23 protein-coding genes and 1 tRNA gene are annotated in these 24,708 nt (G+C 54.4%); 6 read left to right on the forward strand and 18 right to left on the reverse strand.

What is annotated here, in order from left to right:
• Window positions 1-110: 110 nt before the first annotated feature.
• From BQ5462_RS02820 to BQ5462_RS02845, 6 genes are all read right to left on the reverse strand, one after another.
• Entirely contained in the window at window positions 111-1,097 is a 987-nt protein-coding gene (locus tag BQ5462_RS02820) for a 5-oxoprolinase subunit C family protein (RefSeq protein ID WP_071141923.1), read from the reverse strand.
• Window positions 1,094-1,864, reverse strand: a complete 771-nt coding sequence (gene pxpB / locus BQ5462_RS02825) for a 5-oxoprolinase subunit PxpB (protein WP_071141924.1) — start codon at window positions 1,862-1,864, stop codon at window positions 1,094-1,096. Before pxpB ends, BQ5462_RS02820 begins: the two co-directional genes overlap by 4 nt.
• Before the next feature lie 15 nt (window positions 1,865-1,879).
• Window positions 1,880-3,070, reverse strand: coding sequence for an NRAMP family divalent metal transporter (locus BQ5462_RS02830; RefSeq protein WP_071141925.1), 1,191 nt, complete (start codon window positions 3,068-3,070; stop codon window positions 1,880-1,882).
• A 73-nt stretch (window positions 3,071-3,143) separates the two neighbouring features.
• On the reverse strand, window positions 3,144-3,932 hold the full coding sequence (locus BQ5462_RS02835) for a putative hydro-lyase (RefSeq protein WP_235819558.1): 789 nt from the start codon (window positions 3,930-3,932) through the stop codon (window positions 3,144-3,146).
• Between the two features lie 35 nt (window positions 3,933-3,967).
• Entirely contained in the window at window positions 3,968-4,738 is a 771-nt protein-coding gene (locus tag BQ5462_RS02840; protein ID WP_071141927.1) for a LamB/YcsF family protein, read from the reverse strand.
• Window positions 4,739-4,878: 140 nt separating this feature from the next.
• Window positions 4,879-6,054 (reverse strand): NRAMP family divalent metal transporter, encoded by a 1,176-nt coding sequence (locus BQ5462_RS02845; RefSeq protein WP_071141928.1) that lies wholly within the window; start codon window positions 6,052-6,054, stop codon window positions 4,879-4,881.
• 296 nt (window positions 6,055-6,350) lie between these two features.
• Between BQ5462_RS02845 and BQ5462_RS02850 the strand changes: the two genes are divergently transcribed.
• Complete coding sequence (locus tag BQ5462_RS02850; protein WP_071141929.1) at window positions 6,351-6,800, forward strand: DUF2798 domain-containing protein; 450 nt, start codon at window positions 6,351-6,353, stop codon at window positions 6,798-6,800.
• 311 nt (window positions 6,801-7,111) lie between these two features.
• On the opposite strand, the gene BQ5462_RS02855 is transcribed toward BQ5462_RS02850, so the two are convergent.
• The 6 genes from BQ5462_RS02855 to obgE form a co-directional block, all read right to left on the reverse strand.
• Entirely contained in the window at window positions 7,112-8,326 is a 1,215-nt protein-coding gene (locus tag BQ5462_RS02855; protein WP_071141930.1) for an ABC transporter permease, read from the reverse strand.
• On the reverse strand, window positions 8,319-9,017 hold the full coding sequence (locus BQ5462_RS02860) for an ABC transporter ATP-binding protein (protein ID WP_071141931.1): 699 nt from the start codon (window positions 9,015-9,017) through the stop codon (window positions 8,319-8,321). The genes BQ5462_RS02855 and BQ5462_RS02860 overlap by 8 nt, the downstream gene beginning before the upstream one ends.
• 19 nt (window positions 9,018-9,036) lie before the next feature.
• Entirely contained in the window at window positions 9,037-10,110 is a 1,074-nt protein-coding gene (locus BQ5462_RS02865; RefSeq protein ID WP_071141932.1) for an efflux RND transporter periplasmic adaptor subunit, read from the reverse strand.
• A 152-nt stretch (window positions 10,111-10,262) separates the two neighbouring features.
• Complete coding sequence (locus tag BQ5462_RS02870) at window positions 10,263-11,525, reverse strand: glutamate-5-semialdehyde dehydrogenase (protein WP_071141933.1); 1,263 nt, start codon at window positions 11,523-11,525, stop codon at window positions 10,263-10,265.
• A 14-nt stretch (window positions 11,526-11,539) separates the two neighbouring features.
• Entirely contained in the window at window positions 11,540-12,664 is a 1,125-nt protein-coding gene (gene proB, locus BQ5462_RS02875) for a glutamate 5-kinase (RefSeq protein WP_071141934.1), read from the reverse strand.
• 53 nt (window positions 12,665-12,717) lie between these two features.
• A complete protein-coding gene (gene obgE, locus BQ5462_RS02880) occupies window positions 12,718-13,998 on the reverse strand; it encodes a GTPase ObgE (RefSeq protein ID WP_071141935.1) in 1,281 nt (426 codons plus the stop codon).
• A gap of 161 nt (window positions 13,999-14,159) precedes the next feature.
• Here obgE and BQ5462_RS02885 point away from each other — a divergent pair.
• Window positions 14,160-14,236 (forward strand) — tRNA-Arg (locus tag BQ5462_RS02885).
• A 193-nt stretch (window positions 14,237-14,429) separates the two neighbouring features.
• The gene (locus tag BQ5462_RS02890; RefSeq protein ID WP_071141936.1) at window positions 14,430-14,957 is read left to right on the forward strand and encodes a hypothetical protein; all 528 of its coding nucleotides are present in this window, start codon (window positions 14,430-14,432) and stop codon (window positions 14,955-14,957) included.
• 252 nt (window positions 14,958-15,209) lie between these two features.
• Here the strand turns inward: BQ5462_RS02890 and BQ5462_RS02895 are convergent, their stop codons facing one another.
• The gene (locus BQ5462_RS02895) at window positions 15,210-16,403 is read right to left on the reverse strand and encodes an ISL3 family transposase (RefSeq protein ID WP_071141821.1); all 1,194 of its coding nucleotides are present in this window, start codon (window positions 16,401-16,403) and stop codon (window positions 15,210-15,212) included.
• A gap of 315 nt (window positions 16,404-16,718) precedes the next feature.
• On the opposite strand from BQ5462_RS02895, the gene hydG reads away from it, so the two are divergent.
• On the forward strand, window positions 16,719-18,140 hold the full coding sequence (gene hydG / locus BQ5462_RS02900; protein WP_071141937.1) for a [FeFe] hydrogenase H-cluster radical SAM maturase HydG: 1,422 nt from the start codon (window positions 16,719-16,721) through the stop codon (window positions 18,138-18,140).
• 58 nt (window positions 18,141-18,198) lie between these two features.
• On the opposite strand, the gene BQ5462_RS02905 is transcribed toward hydG, so the two are convergent.
• The 5 genes from BQ5462_RS02905 to BQ5462_RS02925 form a co-directional block, all read right to left on the reverse strand.
• Window positions 18,199-18,966 carry a TPM domain-containing protein gene (locus BQ5462_RS02905; RefSeq protein WP_071141938.1) on the reverse strand — a complete coding sequence of 256 codons (768 nt, stop codon included), beginning with the start codon at window positions 18,964-18,966 and terminating at the stop codon, window positions 18,199-18,201.
• Between the two features lie 30 nt (window positions 18,967-18,996).
• A complete protein-coding gene (locus tag BQ5462_RS02910) occupies window positions 18,997-19,551 on the reverse strand; it encodes a LemA family protein (RefSeq protein ID WP_071141939.1) in 555 nt (184 codons plus the stop codon).
• Window positions 19,552-19,640: 89 nt separating this feature from the next.
• On the reverse strand, window positions 19,641-20,894 hold the full coding sequence (locus BQ5462_RS02915) for a sodium/glutamate symporter (RefSeq protein ID WP_071141940.1): 1,254 nt from the start codon (window positions 20,892-20,894) through the stop codon (window positions 19,641-19,643).
• Window positions 20,895-20,986: 92 nt separating this feature from the next.
• Window positions 20,987-22,072, reverse strand: a complete 1,086-nt coding sequence (gene serC / locus BQ5462_RS02920) for a 3-phosphoserine/phosphohydroxythreonine transaminase (protein ID WP_083378048.1) — start codon at window positions 22,070-22,072, stop codon at window positions 20,987-20,989.
• Window positions 22,056-23,321, reverse strand: a complete 1,266-nt coding sequence (locus BQ5462_RS02925; protein WP_071141942.1) for a DUF1015 domain-containing protein — start codon at window positions 23,319-23,321, stop codon at window positions 22,056-22,058. The genes serC and BQ5462_RS02925 overlap by 17 nt, the downstream gene beginning before the upstream one ends.
• 199 nt (window positions 23,322-23,520) lie before the next feature.
• On the opposite strand from BQ5462_RS02925, the gene BQ5462_RS02930 reads away from it, so the two are divergent.
• Complete coding sequence (locus BQ5462_RS02930) at window positions 23,521-24,297, forward strand: AzlC family ABC transporter permease (RefSeq protein ID WP_071141943.1); 777 nt, start codon at window positions 23,521-23,523, stop codon at window positions 24,295-24,297.
• Window positions 24,294-24,626 carry an AzlD domain-containing protein gene (locus BQ5462_RS02935; protein ID WP_083378049.1) on the forward strand — a complete coding sequence of 111 codons (333 nt, stop codon included), beginning with the start codon at window positions 24,294-24,296 and terminating at the stop codon, window positions 24,624-24,626. The genes BQ5462_RS02930 and BQ5462_RS02935 overlap by 4 nt, the downstream gene beginning before the upstream one ends.
• The last annotated feature ends 82 nt before the right edge of the window (window positions 24,627-24,708 follow it).

The following is a 24,708-nucleotide window of genomic DNA, read 5'->3' on the forward strand; positions in this document are numbered from 1 at the left end:
CCTCCTTATCCACAAAAAGGACCGGCACCCCGTGGCGCCAGTCCTTTTCCCTTCTTCCGACACTGACACAATGATACTTATTCAATGCCGGAACGCATTTTCCTGCTTTTTTATCGTTTGACCATCCTTTCCGCATCGGACAGGAACTGGGCCTGCCGTTCCAGTGCCTGTTCCGCAGCGGTCAGTGTCACCGGTTCGAAGTAGATCTTCTGTCCCGGCTTCATCTGGGCCAGCCGGGGCAGATCAGCCTGGATGACCTGGGCGATCTTGGGATATCCGCCGGTGGTCTGCCGGTCCGCCATCAGGATGATGGGGTTTCCGTCCGCCGGTACCTGGATGGAACCAAAAGTCACCGGTTCCGAGATCATTTCCAGGCTGCTGTCCTTATAATGGAGCGGTGTGCCGCTGAGCCGATATCCCATCCGGTCCGACTGGGCCGTAATGGTGTAAGGGTTTTCCAGGAACGCATACAGGGTTTTGTTGTCGAACCAGTCCGCCTGCAGTCCCTGGGTCACCCGGATGGGATCCCCGGCAAAGAGATTGCCGTCCGGGATGGACCATCCCATGGTACAGAAGGGCTTCCCGCTCTGCCTGGAAAGTGCCGCAGCCAGTTTTTCCTGCGCTGCTGACAGGTCCCCCGTTTCCAGCTCGGCTCCATCCTGAAGAGGAGCCCCATGGAAGCCGCCCAGCTTGGCCCGCAGATAGGTACTTTTGCTGTTCATCACAAGAGGGACGCGAAAGCCGCCGGCCACACTCAGATAGCCCCGGGCTCCCTGCGCCGCAAAGCCAAAGGAAAGAGTCGTATCTTCTTTGACATAAATGGCCCGATTCAGGGGAACCGATTTGCCCCCCAGTTTGGCACTCAGATCTGCGCCGGTCAGGGCAAACACCAAACCAGCCGGGACTTTCAGGAAGGGCCCGCTCATGGTCATTTCCAGTGCCGCTTCCTTTTCCTCATTGCCCACCAGGATATTGCCCAGCTTCAGGCTGAACAGATCCATGGCGCCACTGACCAGGACGCCGAATTTCTGGAACCCATACCGTCCCTGATCCTGTAACGTGGTCAAAGGGCCGCCTTTTTTCACCTGGATCTTCATTTGACGGCACCTTCTTTCTCTTTGGCAGCCATTGCTTCATATTCTTTGGGTGTGATGCTGTAGAATTCCAGACGGTCGCCAGCCTGGAGCAGGCTGGGATGGTCCAGATCCCAGGGCCGGAACAGAGCAAGGGGTGTCCGCCCAATCAGCTGCCAGCCGCCGGGGGTTTCCAGGGGATAAGCCCCTGTCTGGGAACCGGCGATTCCCACGGAACCTGCCGGAATGACCAGACGGGGCGTTTTTTTCCGTGGCGTGGCAATTTCAGGTGGCAGACCGCCCACATAGGGAAACCCGGGAGCGAACCCGATCATATATACCAGATAATCCCCACCGGTGTGGATCTTCACCACTTCCTCCGGCGTCATGTGGTGATAATCGGCCACTTCCTGCAGGTCGGGCCCATAGTCGCCCCCATAGCAAACCGGGATCCGGATCCTGGCCCGTTCCTTTTCAGCGGTAAAATGAATTCCATCCAATAGTTTTTTCACTTTGGCCGCGGCTTCCCGATACCCTCTGGACAGCCTGTGATCTTCCGGCAGGGCCGAAGACCGTGCAAGCACCAGCGGATCGTAGAAAATCGTCACCCCCGTATAGGAAGCTTCAAATTCCAGCAGCCCCGGAAAGGGGTGCTGTTCCAGTTCTGTTACAAGAGCCCGGGCGCAGCGCAGGATTTCCGGGTCGATGGTATTGCCGAAGGAAACCATCAGCGCTGCCTCCCCTACAGGCCGCAGCTGGGCCGCCTGCAGATATTCCGTTGCTTTATCCATGATTTCAACCACCTCTTAACCCATCAGTTTGGGCAGTAATTTCGTTGCGGTCTCCACGGCCAGGCAAAGCATGACAGCAAAGATGACCCAGCCAGTGGCCAGAAGGAACCTGGGGTGGACATAGTCCCCCACAATGGATTTCTTCCGGGCTGCCAGGAGCAGCGCCCCCAGTACCAAAGGAAGGATCAGTCCGTTCAGAGCCCCTGCCAGGATCAATACTTTCACCGGTTTGCCGATGAAGGCAAAAACGGCCGCAGAGAAGATGATGAATCCAATGATCAGATACCGGTAATTCCGGTTCAGGCTTTCACTGAATGTACGGATGAAGGAAACCGAAGTATAGGCGCAGCCGATAACCGAAGTGATGGCCGCCGACCACATGACCACACCGAAAATCTTATAACCCACTTCACCCACTGCCAGTTTGAATACGGACGCAGGCGGATTGGCCGGGTCCAGCGTAAATCCCTGGCTGATGACTCCCAGCGCCGCCAGGAACAGGAAAATCCGCATCACACTGGTAATGCCGATCCCGGCCAGAGAACTCCGGTTCACTTCATCCAGCCGTTCCCTGCCGCAGATGCCGGCATCCAGCAGCCGGTGCCCGCCGGCAAAGGTGATATAACCGCCTACGCTGCCGCCCACCAGGGTCACGATGGACATCAGATCGATCCTGTCCGGCATAAAGGTCTTGCTGATGGCTTCTCCCACCGGAGGATGGGACGTAACCGCCACATAGATGGTCAGCAGCACCATGACGCCGCCAGCGATCTGGGCGAATTTATCCATCAGGCTGCCCGCTTCTTTGCTCAGAAAGATGAAAATGGCAATGGCCGCACTGATCAGGGCCCCGGTAATGGGCGTGATGCCGAACAGTACATTCAGGCCCAGGCCGGCGCCGCCCAGATTCCCGATATTAAAGGCCAGGCCCCCGAACACCACAAAAGCCGAAACCAGGTAGCCCAGACCGGGCAGTACCATGTTGGCAATGTCCTGCCCCGGTTTTTTCGCCACAGCGATGACCCGCCATACATTCAGCTGGGCAATGGCATCGATGATGATCATGGCCAGGATGGCAAAGCCGAAGCTGGCTCCCAATTGCCCGGTAAATACTGTAGTCTGGGTCAAAAAGCCCGGTCCGATGGCCGAGGTGGCCATCAGGAACGCAGCCCCCAGCAATACACTGATGTTGGATTCTTTCTTCATCACAATCTCCCCCTCATTTGGATCTTGTTCTGGATATGGAATTGTCTCTGATTTCCCAGTGCTTTTTCTTTTTTTACAGCACACTCAAATCAGCATTTTTAACATCCGTGATAAACATGTGTCCCGGTGCGTGCGTAATCATGAACTCCGGTTTCACAGCCATGGCCACAGCCTGGGGTGTGACACCGCAGGGCCAGAACACAGGGACTTCCCCCGGCTTGATGGTGGAAGGATCCCCAAAATCCGGTTTGTTGATATCCCTGATCCCGATTGCCGCCGGATCCCCAAAATGGATCGGGGCTCCGTGGACGTTGGGCATCCGGCTTGTCACCTGGATGGCCCGGATGGCTGCCTTCGGTGTCATGGGGCGCATGGATACCACCATGGGGCCATGGAACACCCCTGCCGGTGTGCAGGGAATATTGGTAATGTACATGGGCACATTGTGATTCTCTGTAATATGCCGTACATCCAGTCCTGCATCCAGCATGGGCCCTTCGAAGGAAAAGCTGCACCCCAGCAGGAAAGCCACCAGATCGTCCCGCCAGTACCTGCTCAAATCCGTCACTTCGTCGGCCAGTTCCCCATGCCGGTAAATCCGGTATTTGGGGATATCATACCGAAGATCAGCCCCGGGGGCTACAGCCCTGGGTTCCGGGCTTCCCACTTCCGTTACGTCCAGTACCGGACAGGGTTTGGGGTTTCGGGTGGTAAACAGCAGGAAATCAAAGGCCAAGTCCTTGGGCAGCACCACCAGATTGGCCTGGGCATAGCCATTGCACATGCCGCTGGTAAAACTGGTGATCCTGCCTTCCCGGATCAGAGACCGTACTTCCCCCGGCTTCATCGTACTGTAATCCATGGGCATTCTCCTTTACACATCCACCGGATCTGTGATCACTTCAGGAACGTTCCCGAGGCTGCGATTTCCACCCCGTGATCTGCCAGTGCCTTGCGGATCTTCTGGGTGAACAGCAGGGCTTTTTCACCGTCGCCATGGACGCAGATGGAATCTGCTCTCACGGGAATCACTTTGCCGCTGAGAGCCGTCACCTTGCCATCCAGCACCATGGACAGTACCTGGGCGATGGATTTGTCCTCATCGGTGATCATGGCACCGGGCAGGCCACGGGGTGTCAGGGTCCCGTCATCCTGGTAGCTGCGGTCGGCAAAGACTTCGCAGGCCACCCGCAACCCGATTTTTTCAGCCGCTTTGATGCTTTCCGTACCACCCTGGGCATACAGGATCAGGTCTTTATCCACATCGTATACAGCCTGGGCAATGGCTTCGGCCAGTTTGGCGTCCTTGGCAGCCATATTGTACATCGCCCCATGGGGTTTCACGTGCTGGAGACGGGTTCCCGCCGCCTTGGCAAAAGCAGCCAGGGCTCCTACCTGGTACACCACCATGGCATACGCATCGCTGGGAGAAACAGCCATTTTCCGGCGCCCGAATCCAACCAGATCCGGATATCCGGGGTGGGCTCCCAGGGCAACGCCGCTTTTAACAGCCAGATCCACCGTTTTTTTCATCACCGAAGGATCCCCTGCATGGAATCCACAGGCAATGTTGGCCGAAGTCACCAGCGGCAGCACCTTGTCATCCATACCGATTTTGTATGCACCAAAGCTTTCTCCCAGATCAGAATTCAGATCGACTTTCATGATAACAGCTCCCTTCCTGATTGTGCGCTTGAAACGTAATTCATTATAAGTAATCCATTATACGTTTCGCAACAGTTCACATTTTTATCACAGTATAGTGTATACACCTGTTTTTTTTGTCAAAAATGATATGGTTTTCTGTCTCAGAAAAACATCTTTATGATGGTCTTTACACTCATGACCATCAACACAGCAAATACCAGCCAACCAGAACAGAACAGGAAGTTGGAGTGCTTATAGGAACCAACGATCCGTTCTTTTTTCGCAGCCAGCAGGAGGGACCCCAGCACAATGGGCAGAATCAGTCCGTTCAGGGCGCCAACGACCACCAGCACCGTAACCGGTTTGCCGATGAACGAAAAGATAAAGGAAGAAAACAAAATAAAACCGATGATCAGATACCGATGATATTTTTCCAGGGTCGGGCTGAAGGTACGGATGAAGGATACTGAAGTATAGGCACAGCCCACCACGGAAGTAATGGCTGCCGACCACATGACCAAGCCGAAGATCTTATAGCCCATATCCCCTGCTGCCAGCTTGAACACAGAAGCAGGAGGATTGGCCGGATCCAGCAGGAAGCCTTGACTGATCACACCCAGCGTAGCCAAAAACAGCAGGATCCGCATCAGGCTGGTGATGCCGATGCCCATGAGGGAGCTCCGGTTTACCTGATCCATGTTTTCCACCCCGGTAATGCCTGCATCCAGCAGACGATGGCCTCCGGCAAAGGTAATGTAGCCGCCCACACTGCCACCTACCAGGGTCACGATGGACATGACATCCACCACATCCGGCATCACGGTTTTCTGGATGGCCATTCCGACCGGAGGATGGGACGTCAATGCGACGTAGATGGTCAGCAGGACCATGATGCCTCCCACGATCTGGGCAAATTTATCCATTAAGGCACCGGCGCTTTTATTCAGGAAAATGAATACGGCAATGACCGTACTGATCAGGGCCCCGGTTACAGGCGATACCCCCAGCAGTACATTGAGACCCAGGCCTGCCCCACCTACGTTGCCGATGTTGAAGGCCAGGCCGCCAGCCACCACAAGGGCTGAGACAAAATACCCCAGGCCGGGCAGCAGGGCGTTGGCAATATCCTGCCCCGGTTTCCGTGCCGCTGCAATGATCCGCCATACATTCAGCTGGGTAATGGCATGGATCAGGATGGTGGCCAGGATGACGAATCCGAAGCTGGCTCCCAGTTTTCCGGTAAATACGGTAGTCTGGGTCAAAAAGCCCGGTCCGATGGCCGAAGTAGCCATCAGGAAGGCAGCTCCCAGAAGGACACTTACATTGGACTCTTTCATGTTTCTTCCCCCTTTTTTACACAATTCTGTTTATTTTCCCGTAAATTTGCCGGCCCTCCCTTCTTTACTTTATTAAGTTGCTGTATGTATTCATTATACATAAAAACTGCATATGAATTTTATGCAAATTTTCTATTATTTATCATTGGTCGTCAACCGAAAATCTTTTCTTTCCTTCCGTCCCCCAAACATGGTATACTAACAGAGCAATGCGTATTCCCGGAGATGTAAATCCAATTGCTGGGGATGCGTTATTTTTTTGCATCCAATTTGCATATCCAAAGGAGATTGTAACAATGCCTGAAACCCGAAAAGAAGCTGTGATCTTTACCTGCATGATGGCCTTTGGCATGGTCCTGGGCATGGCTTCCTACAATTCACTGCTGCACCTGGGCTGGCAGGGCCCCTGGTTCTCTGCCGCGCTACAGAACTTTTTCCACGAATATTTTCTGGCCGTCCCGGTAGCCTATTTCATCGGCAGCCCCATTGCCATGCGGCTGACCCTCCGGTTCTGGCCCTGGAAAGAGCGGCTGTTTCCCATTGGCATGGGGATCTTTACGCCCTGCATCATGGCCCCCCTTATGACCACCCTGATCCACGTCCTGTTCTTCCATGTCTATTCCTGGTCCGTTCTGGGACCGGCCTTCCTGCGGAATATTGCCGGTGCCATGGGCATCCAGCTGTTCCTGGTGGGCCCGGTGGTAAGACACTGTTTCGGATTGTGGAAATTCCGAAAGCTGAAATAAAAAACCAGCAGACACTGAAAAAAGGCGCTGTGAAAAAATCATCCACAGCGCCTTTATTTCGCTAGCATCAGCTGGCTTCCATCGGCTAGTGACTAGAGACTAGTGACTAGTGACGGGGTGTGAAAAAGCATTTTTTCACACCCTCTTTTTGTCAGGTTGTCATTTTCCCCACCAGCCACATCAGGATCCCTGCCACAATGGCATACAACAGCAGGGCCCGAGATCGGTCCCTGATATCGAATTTTGTCTTGGGCCGGTGGAGAAATTCCACGAACCCCCTCCATTTCTGCCGGAGGGTAGGCTTCCTGCTCTCATTCATACCGCAGCGCATCGATGGGGTCCAGAAGAGCAGCCTTCTTGGCCGGATACAATCCGAAGAACAGGCCGATGCCCACGGAGAACAGGACGGAGATGATAGTGGCCGCAATGGAAATCACCACAGGCCAGCCGATGATCTTGGCTGCGATGACCGAGATCACGGTCCCCAGGATCATGCCTGTGGTACCCCCGGTGACCCCGATGACCATGGATTCCACCAGGAACTGGAGCAATATGTCATGGTAGGTAGCCCCCAGGGCTTTCCGGATGCCGATTTCCCTTGTCCTCTCTGTGACGGATACCAGCATGATGTTCATAATGCCGATGCCGCCCACCAGCAGACTGATGCCGGCGATAATGGCCAGCAGCAGGGTGATGGACCCGGTGGTCTCCTGGGCCGTCTTGATGATTTCCGTCAAGTCACGGACCGTAAAGTCGTCGTCCTCGCCGGTCCGGATCTTGTGCCGGGTCCGCAGCAGGGTGACCACGTCAGACTGGACCTGGGAGACCGTATTTTCATTTTCACACTGGATGGTGATGTTCCGGATGTAAGTCAGGCCCATCAGTCTCTGCATGGCCGTGGTCAGCGGTACGAACACCACATCGTCCTGGTCCTGGCCCATGGAAGACTGTCCCTTGGTAGCCAGCACCCCGATGACGATGAACGGTGCCTTGTTGATCCGCATGATCTGCCCCACGGCTTTCCCGTCAGGGAATAGATTGTCAGCCACGGTCTTGCCGATGACGCAAACCCGCTCCCGGCTGTTCATATCATTCTGGGTATACATACGGCCTTCCGAAATCTGGTAGTTCCGGATTTCCAGCACATTGGGGGTGATCCCCTGGACCTGGGAGTTCCAGTTCTGGTTCCCGGCCACCAGCTGATAGCTGGCCTGCACGCCGGGAGCCACGTATTTGATGCCGTCCACGTTCTTTTCAATGGCCTTGGCATCTTCATAGGTCAGTTTGGCCCCGCTGCCGCTGGCGATCCGCTGTCCATTGGCCGTACGGCCGCCGCTCATGACGATCAGAAGGTTGCTGCCCATGCTGGTGATGTTGTCCTTGACTTTTTCCTGCATGCCAAGGCCCAGGGACACCATGGCGATCACGGCGCCTACCCCGATGATGATTCCCAGCATGGTCAGGAACGTCCGCACTTTATTGGCAACCATGCCTTCGAAGGCCATTTTCACACATTCCCTAAACAACGATCTGGCCTCCTCCCTCTTTCTCTTCGGTCAGCCTGCCGTCCCGCATGACCAGGATCCGCTGGGTCATGGCCGCCAGTTCCGGTTCATGGGTGACCATGATTACGGTCTTGCCCTCATGATTCAGCTTTTCGAAGATGTCGATGATTTCCAGGGTGGATTTGGTATCCAGGTTCCCGGTGGGTTCATCGGCCATAATGATGGCCGGATTGTTGATCAGGGCCCGGGCAATGGCCACCCGCTGCCGCTGGCCGCCGGACATCTCGTTGGGTTTGTGGTACATCCGGCTACCCAGCCCTACATCCGTCAGCGCCTTTTCCGCCCGCCGGGTCCGTTCTTCCAGACTGACCCCGGCATAGATCAGGGGCAGGGCCACATTTTCCACAGCCGTCAGCCGGTTCAGCAGGTTGAAGCTCTGGAAGACGAACCCGATTTTCTGATTCCGGGTATGGGCCAGTTCATCATCCGTATAGTTGGCGATATTCTTTCCCTCCAGGATGTATTCTCCGGAAGTAGGCCGATCCAGACAGCCCAGGATGTTCATCATGGTGGATTTCCCGCTGCCGGAAGGCCCCACAATGGATGTGAACTTGCCTTTTTCGAAGTTCACGGTCACATGGTTCAGGGCATAGACAACGGTATCCCCCATCTGGTAACTTTTTACGATGTCTTTCAGTTCAATGACATTCATGACTGCTTTTGTCCTCCCGTTACATGGGGGGGCCCATCCGTCTGTTGTTGCTGGTGCTGGTGGCCTTGGTGGTCTTGACCACCAGTTCCTCGCCCTCCTGCAGGTCAGCTTCCACTGCCGTCCGGTCCGTCCCGGCCAAAAGCACCTTCACCGGTACTTTCCGGCTGGTATTGTCCTTCTTGTTATAGACCAGCACATACTGCTGTCCATCCTCCGTGTGGAGGCATTTGTTGGCCACAGTCAGCACATTGTCCATTTCGTCCACAATCACATTGGCCCGGGCTGTCATGGTAGGAAGCAGCTTCCCCTCGCTGTTTTCCACATCCACATATACGGTATAGTAATTCACGTTATTGGTCGTGGTGGCGCTGCGCCCGATCAGGGTCACGGTCCCTTTGAAGGTCTCATTGGGATAGGCATCCACCGTAAATTCCACATTCTGTCCCTGTTTGATCTGGCCGATATCGGATTCATCCACCATCAGATAGATCTGCATCTTGTCCAGGTTGGCCACACTCATGAGTACCTGCGGCGTGGAAATACCGGAGGATACGGTCTGCCCCACCGGAGTGGGTTTGCCGATCACATAGCCGTCGATGGGCGTACTGATCACCGTATCGTTCACGTTGGAAGTGGCCTGGTCATATTCTGCCTGGGCCACCCGATATTCCGCCTCTGCCGTATCGAACACACTCTGGGCAATGGCCCCCTGATCCAGCAGGGCCGTATCCCGGTCATACGTCGCCTTTTTATCTGCCAGGGTGGCCCGTTTCATTTCCTGAGTGGCCTTCAGAGATGTATCATCCAGTTTCACCAGGGCCTGGCCTGCCGTCACGTGCTGATTTTCCTTCACGTACACGGCCACGATACGGCCGGTGATCTTGGAGTTGATATCCACGTTGTCCAGGGCCTTCAGGGCCCCGGTGGCGGAAATGGTCTTGCGCAGATTTCCCCGCTGGACAGCATCCGTCCGGGTAGCCGCCACGGCCTCCTGGGTTTTCTTCACCTGGTAATACTTGTAGCCGCCGGCTCCCCCGGCAATCAGTATGGCCAGGAGAATCAGCAGAATCTTATGTTTGCGAATGATGTTCACGCTCTTCCTCCCTCACCGCTCCTGTCTGGACAGGTCGGAACCAAAAGGCTGCAGCATCCCTGCAGCCTTGCCGTTTTTCCCATAGTCATTGTAGATGCCACGGATGAACCATCCATGAAAAGACTTTAAACATTTTCATAACAACGGGACTGTCATTTCCTGACCTGGCCGTTGCCGTTCACCAGATATTTGGTGGTGGTCAGTTCCGGCAGACCCATGGGACCTCTGGCGTGGAGCTTCTGGGTGCTGATGCCGATTTCGGCCCCGAAGCCGAATTCAAACCCGTCGGTGAACCGGGTGGACGCATTCACATACACCGCTGCTGCATCCACCAGCTGCTGGAACTTCCTTGCATTTGCGTAGTTATCCGTCACAATGGCTTCCGAATGGCCGGTACCATAGCGGCGGATGTGTTCCACGGCTTCCTCCAGGCTGTCCACCACTTTCACAGAAAGCCGCAGATCCCCATATTCCGTAGCCCAGTCCTCTTCCGTGGCCGGCTGGACATCCTCACTGTAGCGCTGGGTCCGTTCATCCCCCAGGATGGTCACATGGGCCTTTTTATAGGCCTCCAGCATGGCCGGCAGGAACACATCGGCGATATCCCTGTGCACCAGCAGGGTTTCCATGGCATTGCAGGTGGATGGCCGGTTCACCTTGGCGTTCATGGCGATTTCCACCGCCATGGGCACATTGGCACAGGCATCCACATAGGTGTGGCACACCCCGGCCCCGGTTTCGATCACCGGCACGGAAGCATTGTGCACCACGTTCTTGATCAGGCCGGCACCGCCCCGGGGAATCACCACATCCACCAGGCCTTCCAGGTGGATCAGTTCATCCACCGCTGCCCGGTCGGGTACATTCACAAACTGGATGGAGCCTTTGGGCAGGCCCGCTTTTTCCCCGGCAGCAATCAGCACATCGCTGACCGCCTTGTTGGAATGGAGAGCTTCCCGTCCCCCCTTCAGGATCACGGCATTGCCACTCTTCACGCACAGGGCGATGGCATCTGCCGTCACATTGGGCCGGGCTTCATAGATGATGCCGATGACTCCCAGGGGTACGGATACCTTGGTGATGGTAAGCCCATTGGGCAGATTGGCTCCGCTGAGGATGCGTCCCACCGGATCCGGCAGATCCGCTACCTGGCGGATGCCCATGGCCATCTGCACCAGCCGGTCATGGGTCAAAAGCAGCCGATCCAGCAGAGAAGCCCGGAGACCGCTCTTTTTTCCGTTTTCCATATCCACAGCATTGGCTGCCAGGATGGTTTCTTCTCCTTCCAGCAGACCGTCGGCCATGCTTTCCAGGATATCGTTCTTGATTTTCGTATTCAAAATGCCCAGTGTCCGGGAAGCTGCCTTCGCCGCTTCTCCCTGCTGCCGGACCATACCCACTTCATATTCCGCCATATGTCCAACCTCCCTTACAGGACCACCAGGTTGTCCCGATGGATCACTTCGTCATAATGCTTGTAACCGATCCTGGCTTCGATCTGACTGGTCTTGCAGCCCTTGATCAGGGCCACGTCTCCAGATCCGTAGTTGGTCATGCCCCGGGCCAGTTCATGGCCTTCCTGGTCCACCACACTGACCGTATCGCCGCTGTCGAATTCTCCTTCCACGCCCACGATGCCCACGGGCAGGATACTGCAGCTGCCCTCCTGGCGCAGGGCCTTGGCCAGGCCGGCATCCACGATCAGTTTGCCGCTGATCCTGGACCCGAAAGCCAGCCACTGGTTCCGGAACCGGAGATGGCTTTCTTTCGGTACGAACAGGGTCCCCACCGGTTCACCCCGCAGGATGTTCCGCAAAATCTCCAGATGCTCCCCATTGGCGATGATCAGGGCAATGCCGGCGCTCATGGCGTTCTTGGCCGCCTGGAGCTTGGTCAGCATGCCGCCGGTGGCGTTCCTGCTTCCGGCGCCCCCGGCAGTGGCTTCGATTTCCGGCGTCACTTCCTCCACTACGGACACCAGTTTGGCATCGGGATGGGTCTTGGGGTTGGCCGTATACAGCCCGTCGATATCGGACAGCAGGATATCCAGGTCCGCATCGGCCAGGCTGGCCACCAGCGCCGACAGGTTATCGTTGTCGCCGATCTTGAATTCGTCAATGGCCACCACGTCGTTCTCGTTGATGATGGGAATGACCCCCCAGGAAATCATTTCCTGGAGAGCGTTCCGGGCGTTGGCATAGCTGTGCCGGTTCACCATATCGTTCTTGGTCAGCAGCACCTGGGCCACCACCTGGCCGTATTCCCCAAAGATCCGTTCATAGATGTGCATCAGGATGCCCTGCCCCACAGCGGCACAGGCCTGTTTGCCCGGAATGGTCTTCGGTTTGGCCTCCAGGCCCATCCGCCCCACACCGGCCGCCCCGGCGCCGGAAGACACCAGGATCATTTCCCTGCCCTGATTCTGGAAATCCGTCAGGATCCGGGCCATCTTTTCGATCTTTTCATAGTTGATCTTCCCATTGGGATAGGTAATGGTACTGGTCCCTACCTTGACCACGATCCGTTTGGCTTCTGCAATCTTTTTGCGTTCCATGCACTCCACCCCTCATTCATCCCCGAGAGCCGGGCTTTCTCTTCAGCCTTCCCTCAATAGTGTTCCTTGTAATCGAAGATCATATCCCCGATTTTCACGGACTGTCCTTCTTCAATGCCCTTGTCCTTCAACGCCTGTTCGATGCCCAGCCGCCGCCAGATCAGCTGGAAACGGTACAGAGCCTCATCGTTGTCGAAATTGGTCATAGCCACCAGCCGCTCGATGTTCTTCCCCTTCACCTCGAAATCCGCATCTTCCGTATCCCGGGTGATGGTGAAGGAATCCGGATCGGCCTCCTTCACATGGCCGATGTCGATGATTTCTTCCTCCTTGGGAGCCTTCTGCAGCATTTCGTAGGCCTTCCACATGATTTCCTTCAGCCCCTGTCCCGTTGCTGCAGACGCCTTCATGATGGGATAGCCCTGACTGGTCACATAGTCAGCCAGTTTCTGATAGTTGGCTTCGGCATCCGGCAAATCCATTTTATTGGCCACCACCAGCATGGGCCGTTTGGCCAGCTTTTCGCTGTACAGCACCAGTTCCTCGTTGATCTTCTTGAAATCCTCCACCGGATCCCGTCCTTCGCAGCCGCTGACATCCACAATGTGGAGGATGACCCGGGTGCGTTCGATGTGCCGCAGGAAATCATGTCCCAGGCCCACACCTTTGGAAGCCCCGTCAATCAGACCGGGCAGGTCGGCCAGCACAAAACTGTGCTCGGCATCCAGCCGCACCACGCCCAGTACAGGGCTCAAAGTGGTGAAATGATAGGCCGCAATGGCCGGACGGGCAGCCGATACCCGGGCTACAATGCTGGATTTCCCCACACTGGGATACCCCACCATGCCCACATCGGCCAGCATTTTCAATTCCAGCCGCAGCCAGCCTTTGGTGCCCGGTTCGCCTTTTTCCGCAAAGGTGACTCCCTGCTTGGTACTGGTCACGTAGCAGGCATTCCCCTTGCCGCCCCGGCCGCCCCGGGCTGCCACGAATTTGTCCCCGTCATGGCACAGGTCTGCCAGGGCCACACCTGTGGCATCATCGTATACCACAGTGCCCAGTGGCACTTTCACCTCCACATCAGGAGCCTTATGACCGGTGCAGTTTTTGGCAGCACCGTTGCCTCCCTTTTCCGCCACGAATTTCCGCTTGTACCGAAAATCCACCAGGGTATTCAGATCCTTGTGGGCCACCAGCACCACTGAGCCGCCCCGGCCTCCGTTGCCTCCATCCGGGCCGCCACAGGCCACATATTTCTCTCTCCGGAAGCTGGAGGCTCCGTCGCCCCCAGAACCGGCTTCCACATAGATTCTCGCTTTATCTGTAAACAGCATGTTGCACCTTTGCCTTTCTTTCCTAAACAACAATGGATTAATATCTTATTATATAATATCCCTGTTGAATTGAATAGCCTTCAGGATTTCTTTTTGGTTTTTTACAAAAAAGTTGTTGACATTTTATCACCTTTCCCCTATAATAATGACTGTTCGGTAATGACTCCGTAGCTCAGCTGGATAGAGCGTTTGGCTACGAACCAAAAGGTCGAGTGTTCGAATCACTCCGGGGCCACCATTTGAATGATCAGAGAGCTGTTGCAAATGCAACAGCTCTCTTTATTTGTAGTGTAACAATCAATACGTTTTTTCTTTACTTGGATAAAGGAAATTGATTTTTCTTGCAATTTTTCCAGGATGCGGCTATGATATAGATGAACGAAGGAAAGGTCCTCAAGGAGAGGCTTTCCGGATGACAGGAGGAGATTCCAATGGGCCTACAAAAAAAGATCGCTAAAGCAATCGTTGCCGGATTGGTTGTTGCTTCCTCTTTAGGTACGGTTGTTCCCGCAATGGCTGCACCAGCCGTGAAAGATACCATTGCCAGCAAACGGGCTGCAATCGATGCTGCAGCAAAGGTGGTACCGCCTGAAGCGGTGCTGACAAGTGCGAAAACGGATGATGCAAAATTTGATCTGGAGTACCTGGTCCCTGATACCCTGCAACGGTATGAGATCGTTGTGGATCGGGCCACCAGCAAAGTACAGAAGGCCGTCATCAAGACGTCCAATTATCCCGGATCCGTTACGGTGAACAAAACGGAAGCTGATGTGAAAGGAACCATATTGGCAGACTATCCGGATGCCAAAAACATTGTGGTCACGAAATATACAGACGATAAGAGCGGTACACCGTTTGTGATTTACAAAGCCACTTTCGAAACTGCAACCCTTACCGGGACGGCTCTTTTGAACCCGGCAACTGCGTTGATCGGTTATCAGGAATTGCAATTCAAGTAAGCCAATTGGCCTTTGGGGTGAGTCCAAAATACAGGATCGTGTAAGTACGAAAAGAAATGATTATTGGGGTGAGTCCAAAATACAGGTTCAATTGTGTGAACAAGAGATGACAACTAAATCAACAGGATATTGAAGCTCCCGTGAAATGAGTCAGTTTCCGGGAGCTTATTTTAGGTTCTTTGTCAAATGTTGGGGTAAGCTCCAATTCATCTACCACACACGGACGTGAGCGATTTTTGCTCACGTCTGTTTTTATTTTAATTTCACCATCGAAAGCAGTAAAATCCGAGAACGGAATCGTTCAAAGTTGCGAAAACCAAATGCTACTCTCTTTAACACCTTAATCTTATTGTTCATTCCTTCCGTAAAACCATTCGAATACGCTTGACTCAATCCTTCCAAAATCTCTGTCTTCCAATCAGTGAACGTCTTTATAACACTCTTGAATTCTTCAACCCCACTTTCTTCGACTAATGATAACCAACGAGATAAGAATGAAGCAACAGCAGACCGTTCTTTCATAGAAAACACCTTAAAGAATGCCTCTTTTAAGGCATAGGCTCTCTGTAATTCTGAAGACTGCTTCAAGATTTCCCGAAGGCTGGCCAGTTCTTCTTCTGTCAGACGATCACCCCTCTTGTTCAAGATATGTTTGTTTCTCTTGAAATAAATTCTTTTTTCGTCGAATAACTTTTGTACATTTTTCCTAACCCGTTCAAGCGCCCAAATGACCAGTCTCTGTATGTGGAATCGGTCACCAATAATTGTTGCACCAGGAAACATCGCTCTGATGACCTTGCGGAAAAGTGACGAAAGGTCCATTACGACAAATTTTACTTTCAATCGCTCTGCTCTTGAAAATTGGCTAAAATAACGAATCAATTCCAGCGCTGTCCTCTTTGGCAAAATATCGAGAGTTTCATGACGCTGAGGGTCATTCACAGCGACCTGGTATCTTTGCCCATGAGCGTTCCCACGAAATTCGTCTAAAGAAAGAACTTCAGGCAGATGGAGAGGCCTTTTAAAAGTAAGTCCATCAAAATACCGGATTACGGTGGAAACAGAGACACCATGGCTTCTGGCAATAGCTTTAAAGCTCGCCAGTTCAGAACAGGCTTGGATGATGCTGTTCTTTACATCGTTAGAACGCCGCTGGTAATGCTCGACGCCAGGAATTTTTTCATAAAATGTCTTATGGCAGCAAGGGCAAAAAAATCTTCTTTTATGAACAATAGCAGAAACAGGATGGGTGTTCCAGTGCCCTAAGAGGACTTTTTGGTCCCGATAGTCCTTAATATGAAGAATTTTATGATGACAGTAGGGGCAACGAGAAGCTGTAGAAGTGAATTCCACGTAAAGGAGGAGGCTGGATCCCAATTTTTCAAATTCTTTTATGGAACCCTCTTCCCAATGGAAGCTTTTTTCGATAAAATGAAAGAAAGACATATCTATTCTCCTTTCAGTTCTTCGTGGTGGTTGAGGTGAAATGTAGCTTAGATATGTCTTTATTTTATCGTAAGACAAGGGGTCTTGTGAACAGGAGTGTCCACAAGACCCCAACATTTATTATAGAACCTTATTTTACTGCGTTGTACTTGCATTTTATTGTTACACACGTTACAATACACATAATATGCTCCCTGCGTACAAGGTTTACCGCGTACTAAGGCAGTACCGATCCAACAAAGACATCCTTGGAGGGAGCTGCGCCCAAAACGGGCGGCAGCTCCTTTTTTCTAGGGGGAGCAAAGGGGAGGAAAAATGACCATACCGTACAATCCGGCATCACCGAAAGCGGACGAATTCATCAACCATCAGGAAATCCTGGACACCCTGACTTTTGCTGATGAAAAGAGCAAAGACATGGCCTACTGCCAGAGCCTGCTGGAAAAAGCCCGCACCCTGAAGGGTCTGAGCCACCGGGAAGCCTCCGTGCTCCTGGCCTGCGAAGATCCCGCCATCCTGGAAGGCATCTACGACCTGGCCAAAGAAATCAAGGACAAAATCTACGGCCAGCGCATCGTCCTGTTTGCCCCTCTGTACCTGTCCAACTACTGCGTCAACGGCTGTGTGTACTGTCCCTACCACCAGAAGAACAAACACATTGCTCGGAAAAAGCTGACCCAGGAAGAAATCAAGAAGGAAGTCATTGCCCTGCAGGATATGGGCCACAAACGACTGGCCCTGGAAGCCGGTGAAGACCCGGTGAACAACCCCATCGAGTACATCCTGGAATGCATCCACACCATCTATAGCATCAAACACAAAAACGGTGCCATCCGCCGGGTAAACGTGAACATCGCCGCCACCACTGTGGAAAACTACCGGAAGCTGAAGGAAGCCGGCATCGGCACCTACATCCTTTTCCAGGAAACCTACCACAGGGAAAACTATGAAAAGCTCCATCCCAATGGTCCGAAACATGACTATGCCTACCATACGGAAGCCATGGACCGGGCCATGGAAGGCGGCATCGATGACGTGGGCGTAGGGGTACTGTTCGGACTGAACATGTACCGGTACGACTTTGCCGGCCTGCTGATGCACAAGGAACACCTGGAAGCCGTATTCGGCGTAGGCCCCCACACCATCAGCGTACCCCGGATCCGCCCTGCCGATGACATTTCCGTCAAGTCCTTCCCCAACGCCATCAGTGATGACATGTTCAAGAAGATCGTGGCCATCCTGCGGATCACCGTGCCCTACACCGGGATCATCATTTCCACCCGGGAAAGCGCTGCCACCCGGAAAGCCGTGCTGGACGTGGGCGTTTCCCAGATCAGTGGGGCTTCCCGTACCAGTGTGGGCGGCTATGCAGAAGAGGAAGAGGAAGATTCTGCCCAGTTCGAAGTCAACGACAACCGGACCCTGGATCAGGTGATCAACTGGCTGCTCACCGACGGGTACATCCCCAGCTTCTGCACCGCCTGCTACCGGGCAGGCCGTACCGGGGACCGGTTCATGAGCCTGGCCAAGACCGGAGAAATCTCCAACTGCTGCCAGCCCAATGCGCTCCTGACCCTGCGGGAATACCTGGATGACTATGCCAGCGAAGATACAAAGAAAAAAGGCATGGAAGCCATCAAACGGGAACTGAATCACATCAAGAGCCCGGTGGTCCGTGCCACCTGCGAAGGCTACCTGGAAAAGATCGATCAGGGGGAACGGGATTTCCGTTTCTGATTGCCTTATCAAAAAGAGCTGTGAACAAAATCGTTCACAGCTCTTTTTTCACATCTTTTTACCAGCTCCGACTGGAACCGCCGCCTCCGCCGGACCCGCCGCCGAAGCTGCCGCCGCCGAAACCGCCACCTCCGCGGCCGCCGCCACGGAAGAAGAAGCTGTAGAGCAGGAACCGGAACAGGGCTCCGCCCAGGAAGATCCGGTCCAATAAAAACAGGATCAGGAAGCCCACCAGGCCGATGCCCAGGGTCAGAGGAGAAATCTCCCCTCCCGGATCCGTCTTCGCCGGCTGGGCGCCCTGCACATCCAGATCCTTTATTGTCAGGTTGTACTCCTTCAGCACGGTCTGGAGCAGGGCCGAATAGCCGTTCAGGATCCCCTTGTCGTAGTCGTTGCTGCGGAAATAAGGCAGCATGTACTGATCCTGGATCCGTCCGGTGAGCCCGTCGGGCAGGGCTCCTTCCAGCCCATATCCCACTTCGATCCGGCTTTTCCGGTCCTGCACTGCCACCAGCAGCAGGACTCCGTTGTTCTTTTCCCGATCCCCGATGCCCCACGACCGCAGCACGGTCAGGGAATAGTCCTCCAGGGACTGTCCCTGGAGGCTGGGTACCGTGAGCACCACGATCTGGGCTTTGGTCTTCTTCTGCAGTGCCGTACTGTAAGCATTGATGGCTGCCCTGGTATTGCGGGAAAGGACCCCGGCCTGGTCCTGCACATAGATGCTGGTGGCAGGTCTGGGAGGCACCTTTGCCTCAGCGCCGACCTTCAGGGGAGCAGCCAGCAGCTGGCAGAAGACCATCAGGAGCAGCAGCAATCGTTTCATGGCATGCCTCCTTCCCGGACTGTCAGGCTATCAGAACTTCACCTGGGGTGCGCTCTGGGCCTGGGCATCTGCCTTGAAATAGCTCCGTTCCGTAAATCCCATGAGCCGGGCCACGAACACTGTAGGGACGCTCTTCAATTTGGCATTGTAAGCCTGGGCCGCATCGTTGTAGTCCTTCCGGGCCACCGCCAGCCGGTTTTCCGTACCGGCCAGTTCATCCTGCAGCTGGATGAAATTGGTGTTGGCCTTCAATTGGGGATAGGCTTCCGAAATGGCCAGCAGACGGTTCAGGGCGCTGCTCAGTTCTCCGTCAGCCCGGGCTGCATCGGTCACATTCTGGGCTCCGGCCAGTTTGGCCCGGGCATTGGACACATCGGCAAAGACTTTCTCCTCATGGGTGCTGTACCCCTTCACGGTATTCACCAGGTTGGGGATCAGATCGCTGCGCCGCTGCAGCTGGGTTTCCACCTGGCTCCATTTGCCACTGACATTTTCATTGGCAGTGACCAGCCCATTGTAGGATCCAAAGATCCAGCCAACCAGCAGCAGAATTACCACTGCAATGGTAACCAAGACTTTTTTCATAGAAGTTTCCTCCCTTACTTGTACTTTTTCTGCCTCCAGAATATCGGATGGACCCCTTTCTGTCAATAGAAAAAGTCAAAAAGTCAAAATTATGTCAAATTCTGCACGAACAGCTTGATCAGGATCAGGGTATGGGTCTGATAGAACAGGTCCAGCAGGCAGGATCCCACCACCGGGACGATCAGGAAGGCTTTCTGGCTCATGCCGTACTTTTCCGTCAGCACATTCATGTTCACCAGGGCGGACGGCATGGCCCCCAGCCCGTGACCGCAGAGCCCGGCGCACATGATGGCCGCATCGTAGTTGGAGCCCAGCACCCGGAACACCAGGAAATAGGCCACCAGGACCATGAATACCACCTGGGCCAGGACGATGAGGAACACACTGCCCAGGATTCCCTGGAGATGCCAGACCTGCAGGGTCATCAGGGCAATGGCAAGATACAGGTTCAGCATCATTTCCCCGGTATTCCCGATAAGCCGTACACCGTACCGGTACCAGTGGAACTGTTCATTCAGGAAACGGACTGCCACTCCCACCAGCATCCCGCCTACATACCCGGGAAATTTCATATGGAGCAGACAGCCGATGCCCTCGGAAACCAGAATGCCGAGGCCCATGCACAGCAGGAATACCACCATATTGGTATAGATTTCCGTCTGGCTCAGGGGAACCTGGGCCGGTGCTTCCCCCGGCGCACTTTCCACACTGGCCTCCTGCTGCTCCGGTTCCGGCTGCAGATGATGCCGTACGATCAGCTTCTGTCCCAGCGGTCCCCCCACCATGACAGCGAAGATCAGCCCCAGGGTGGCCGAGGCCGCTCCCACTTCCATGGCGGCCGGGTAGCCCATGCTCACAAAAGTACTGCCATAAGCACCGGCCGCCCCGTGGCCGCCCACCATAGAAATGGCTGAGGCCAGCAGGGCATAAGCCGGCTCCAGGTGAAGGAAATGGCCCAGGGTCAGGCCGATCAGGTTCTGGCATAGGGAAATGACCCCGCAGGCAGCCCAATAGACCAGCAGCAGTTTCCCTCCGGTATTGACTCCGCTCTGGAAGGACTTCAGGTTCACCCCCATGCCGATAGCCGTAAAGAACGCCATCATAAAGGGATACAGGAAACTTTTATCGAAATTGAATTCCAGGATACCGGTCAGATGACAGACCAGCACCAGGAACATGGCCAGGAAGCCGCCCACCACCGGGACGGGCAGACAATATTTTTGCAAAAGGCTGGAACGGGCTTTCAAAAAGCCTCCCAGCAGCAGCATCAGGGCTGCCAATGCTACGGTACAGATAGCGTCGATCTGGAGAACGGGAACGCCATGCTGCAGCATGATACACATGATGATCTTGACTCCTTTGGTTCTGCAAAAAGGGGCATTGCCGGTTCGCAATGCCCCTGCTGTTGTGATTCTTGAAAATGGATCCCCGCCTGTTACCGGTTCTTCCTGTAGAATTCTTCCATATAGTCCACCAGAGCCTGCACCCCTTCTGCAGGCATGGCGTTATAGATGGAAGCCCGGATGCCACCCAGGGACCGATGGCCCTTCAGGCCCACCAGGCCATGGACCCCGGCTTCTTCCACGAACTTCTTTTCCAGATCCCCAGTCGGCAGATTGAAAGTTACATTCATCAGGGACCGGCTGTCTTTCCGGGCATGGCCCCGATAGAAGTCCGGATAGGTATCCAGCAGGTCGTAGACCTTCCGGGCCTTGGCAATGTTGTTCTGTTCCACTTTTTCCAGGCCGCCCTGGTCCAGCAGCCACTGGCTCATCAGATCCACCAGATAGATGCCGAATACCGGCGGCGTATTGTAGGTGGAATCGTGATCGGCGTAGGTTTCATAGTTCAGCATGGTGGGCAGCTGGGGATCCCGACCCTTCAGGAAATCCTTTCTGGCCATGACTACCGTCACCCCGGCTGGCCCGATATTCTTCTGGGCGCCGTTGTAAATCAGAGAAAATCGCTCCAGATCGATGGGCCGGCTCAGGATGTCCGAGGACATATCCACGATCAGGGGTACATCCCCCGTATCCGGATATTCGAAGTATTCCAGCCCTTCGGCGGTGCAGTTGCCGGTCAGATGCAGATACGCACAGTTGTCCGGCAATACCAGTTCTTCCGGCCGCGGTACCCGGTCAAGACCGGTAGCCTTACTGCTGTAGATTTCCACCGCATCTCCTACCTTGTGGGCTTCCTTGATGGCCTTTTCAGAGAAGGTACTGGTAATGGCATAAGCCGCCACCTTCCCGGGCGTCAAAAAGTTCATGGGAACCATGGAAAACTGCAGGGAAGCGCCCCCGCCCATGAACATGACCACCCAGCTGTCATCCATGCCCAGCAGACGTTTGATATGTTCCTGGGCCTGATCATTGACCTCTTCAAACAGCTTATTCCGATGGCTGATTTCCAGCATGGACATGCCACTGCCCTTGTAATCCAGCAATTCCCGCTGGGCCTGTTCCAGTACCGGCAGCGGCATCATGGAGGGTCCTGCTCCGAAATTAAAGACTCTTCCCATCCTGTTCATCTCCTATCATATGTACCGTCAGTGCATCCCGCAGCTTGGGTTCAAACCAGGTGGATTTGGGAGGCATCACTTCGCCCCGGTCGGCCACCTTCATCAGCTGGTCCATGGACGTGGGATACAGGGAGAAGGCCACCGTGGCATCTTCCCCATCCACGGCATCTTCCAGCGCTCCCAGGCCCCGGACGCCGCCCACGAAATCGATGCGGGGATCCGTCCGTGGATCGTCGATGCCCAGCACCGGTGCCAGCAGGTTGTCCTGCAGAATGCTCACATCCAGGGAATGGATGGGATCCGTTTCCGGATAGGTCCCTTCCCTGGCCGTCAGTTTGTACCATTGGCCGCTGATGTACATGCCAAAGACGTGGGGAGCCTGAGGTGCTACCGGCCGGTCATCCTTTTCCAGTTCAAAGTTTTCCTGGACCATTTCCAGGAACTTCTCCTCGCTCAGTTCACCCAGATCCCGGACTACCCGGTTATAGGGCAGGATGTGCAGCATATTGGAAGGGAAAATCACGGACAGTACATAGTTGTATTCTTCCTTCCCCGTCTGGCCGGGCCGCTTGCCCAGTTCTTCCGCCACCCGCAGGGCCGCCGCACAGCGATGATGCCCGTCGGCAATATACAGTTCCGGAACCTGCTGGAACAGGCGGGTCACTTCCTTCACCTTCAGCGGTTCGTTGATTACGTACAAGGTGTGGCGGACCTTATCCTCCCCTGCGAAATTGTAGACGGGCGTATGGCTTCCCATGTACTCCAGCAGGAATGCCGTCAAAAGGCCCTTGCTCCGATAAGCCAGGAACACCGGCCCCGTCTGGGCCTTCGTGGCCATGATGTGGTTCACCCGGTCCGTTTCCTTCCCCTGGCGGGTCAGTTCGTGCCGTTTGATGATGCCTTCCTTATATTCCTTCAGAGAAGCGACGGCCACCAGACCGATCTGGATATAGGCGCCCATCTGCTGGCGGTAGATATAGTAGCAAGGCTGGGGATCCTGCTTCATCTGCCCCTTGGCGATGTACTCCTCCAGGTTCTCTCTGGCTTTGGCATAGACTTTCGGATCCGTTTCGGAAATCCCTTCCGGCAGGTCTGCTTCGGCCCGGCTCACCCGGACGAAACTCAGGGGATTTTTCTTCAGGATATCCCTCGCTTCCCGGGTACTCATCACATCATAGGGTAATTCTGCAATTTGGCTGACCAGTTCCGGTACCGGACGCAGGGCAGCAAACGGTCTGATTTCGGCCATTGGTATCACTCCCATTAGAAAACAATAAAATCTTATGGATTCTTTGTATGATTCAAGGCGCAAGTATACGCTTACAGCATAGGGTTATTATACCATATCTAAGCTTCTATAGTAAAAAATTGTAAAGTGGTATATAATAGGGGCCAAGAATTCTGTATGCAGAATACAACGTCTGGTTCCTTTAGAAAGAGGTGTTCTCATGGGCTACATTACACGTCGGGTGGTTCAGAAAGATACCCCCATCATCATCGGCTATTTCGTCCTGGGGATGGCCTGCGGGATGCTGGGAGAAAAGGCGGGACTGTCTCCCTTCCTGATGTTCGTCATGAGTGTGCTGGCCTTTGCCGGCAGTTCCCAGTTCATCGGGATCGCCATGATGATCCAGAGTGCTTCCTATATCTCCATTGCGCTGACCATTTTGATGGTCAACCTGCGCTATTCCCTGTTCACTTCCACCCTGGCACCTCTGGTCTCCAGGAAATCCAGCCTGTATACCACCCTGTTCTCCTACGGGACCACCGACGAGACTTTCGCCCTGAACCTTTCCTCCTTCCAGGATGAAAAAGAGCACTGGACCCACAAAGAAGCCCTGGGGCTGGATCTGCTCAGTATGTTCGTCTGGGCCGTAGCCAATGCCTTCGGCTGCTATGCCTCCACCCTGATCCACCTGGATCTGTCCCTGGTATCCTATATCCTGACCGCTATGTTCCTGGGCATCTGGTCCAACTATCTGAAGGATAGGACCATGGTGCTCACCGGGCTCACGGCCGGTATCCTGGCGGTGGTGCTGTCCCAGTTCGTGCCCTACAAGCTGCACATCGTACTGGCCTCCCTGCTTCCCTCCGGAATCGCTGCCTGGTTGTACATGAAGCATGGGGGAAAAGGAGCCAGTCCTTCGGAAGAGGGGGAAAAACTGTCAGAAACCGATGATGAGGAAGCCTATGGAACCATGGAGGAAGGAGGAAGCGACGTATGACCCCTATGAACCAGACCTACATTCTGACTGTTGTCTTGATCATGGCCCTGACGGGCTTTCTGCCCCGGGTGATCCCCATGGCCATCATACGGAAACATCCCATTCCCCAATGGTTCAAGGTGTGGCTGAATTTCGTCCCGCCGGCGATTTTCGGTGCCCTGGTCTTTCCGGATATTTTCCTGACCCAGGGCCGCCTGAATCTTTCCCTTACGAACATACCCCTGCTGACCACGCTGCTCATCACCCCGCTGGTCCTGAAGACCAAGTCTCTGGGGGTGGCCGTGGTCGCCGGTGGCGGGGTTTTCGCCCTGCTGGAATACCTGCTGTAAAAAGAAAGTGTAACCACGTGTTACACTTTCTTTTTTGTCAAAATAATTAATTGTGAAATTAATTTGTTCTTTTGACTTTTAA

Source organism: Acidaminococcus timonensis, from assembly GCF_900106585.1.
GTDB lineage: Bacteria > Bacillota > Negativicutes > Acidaminococcales > Acidaminococcaceae > Acidaminococcus > Acidaminococcus timonensis.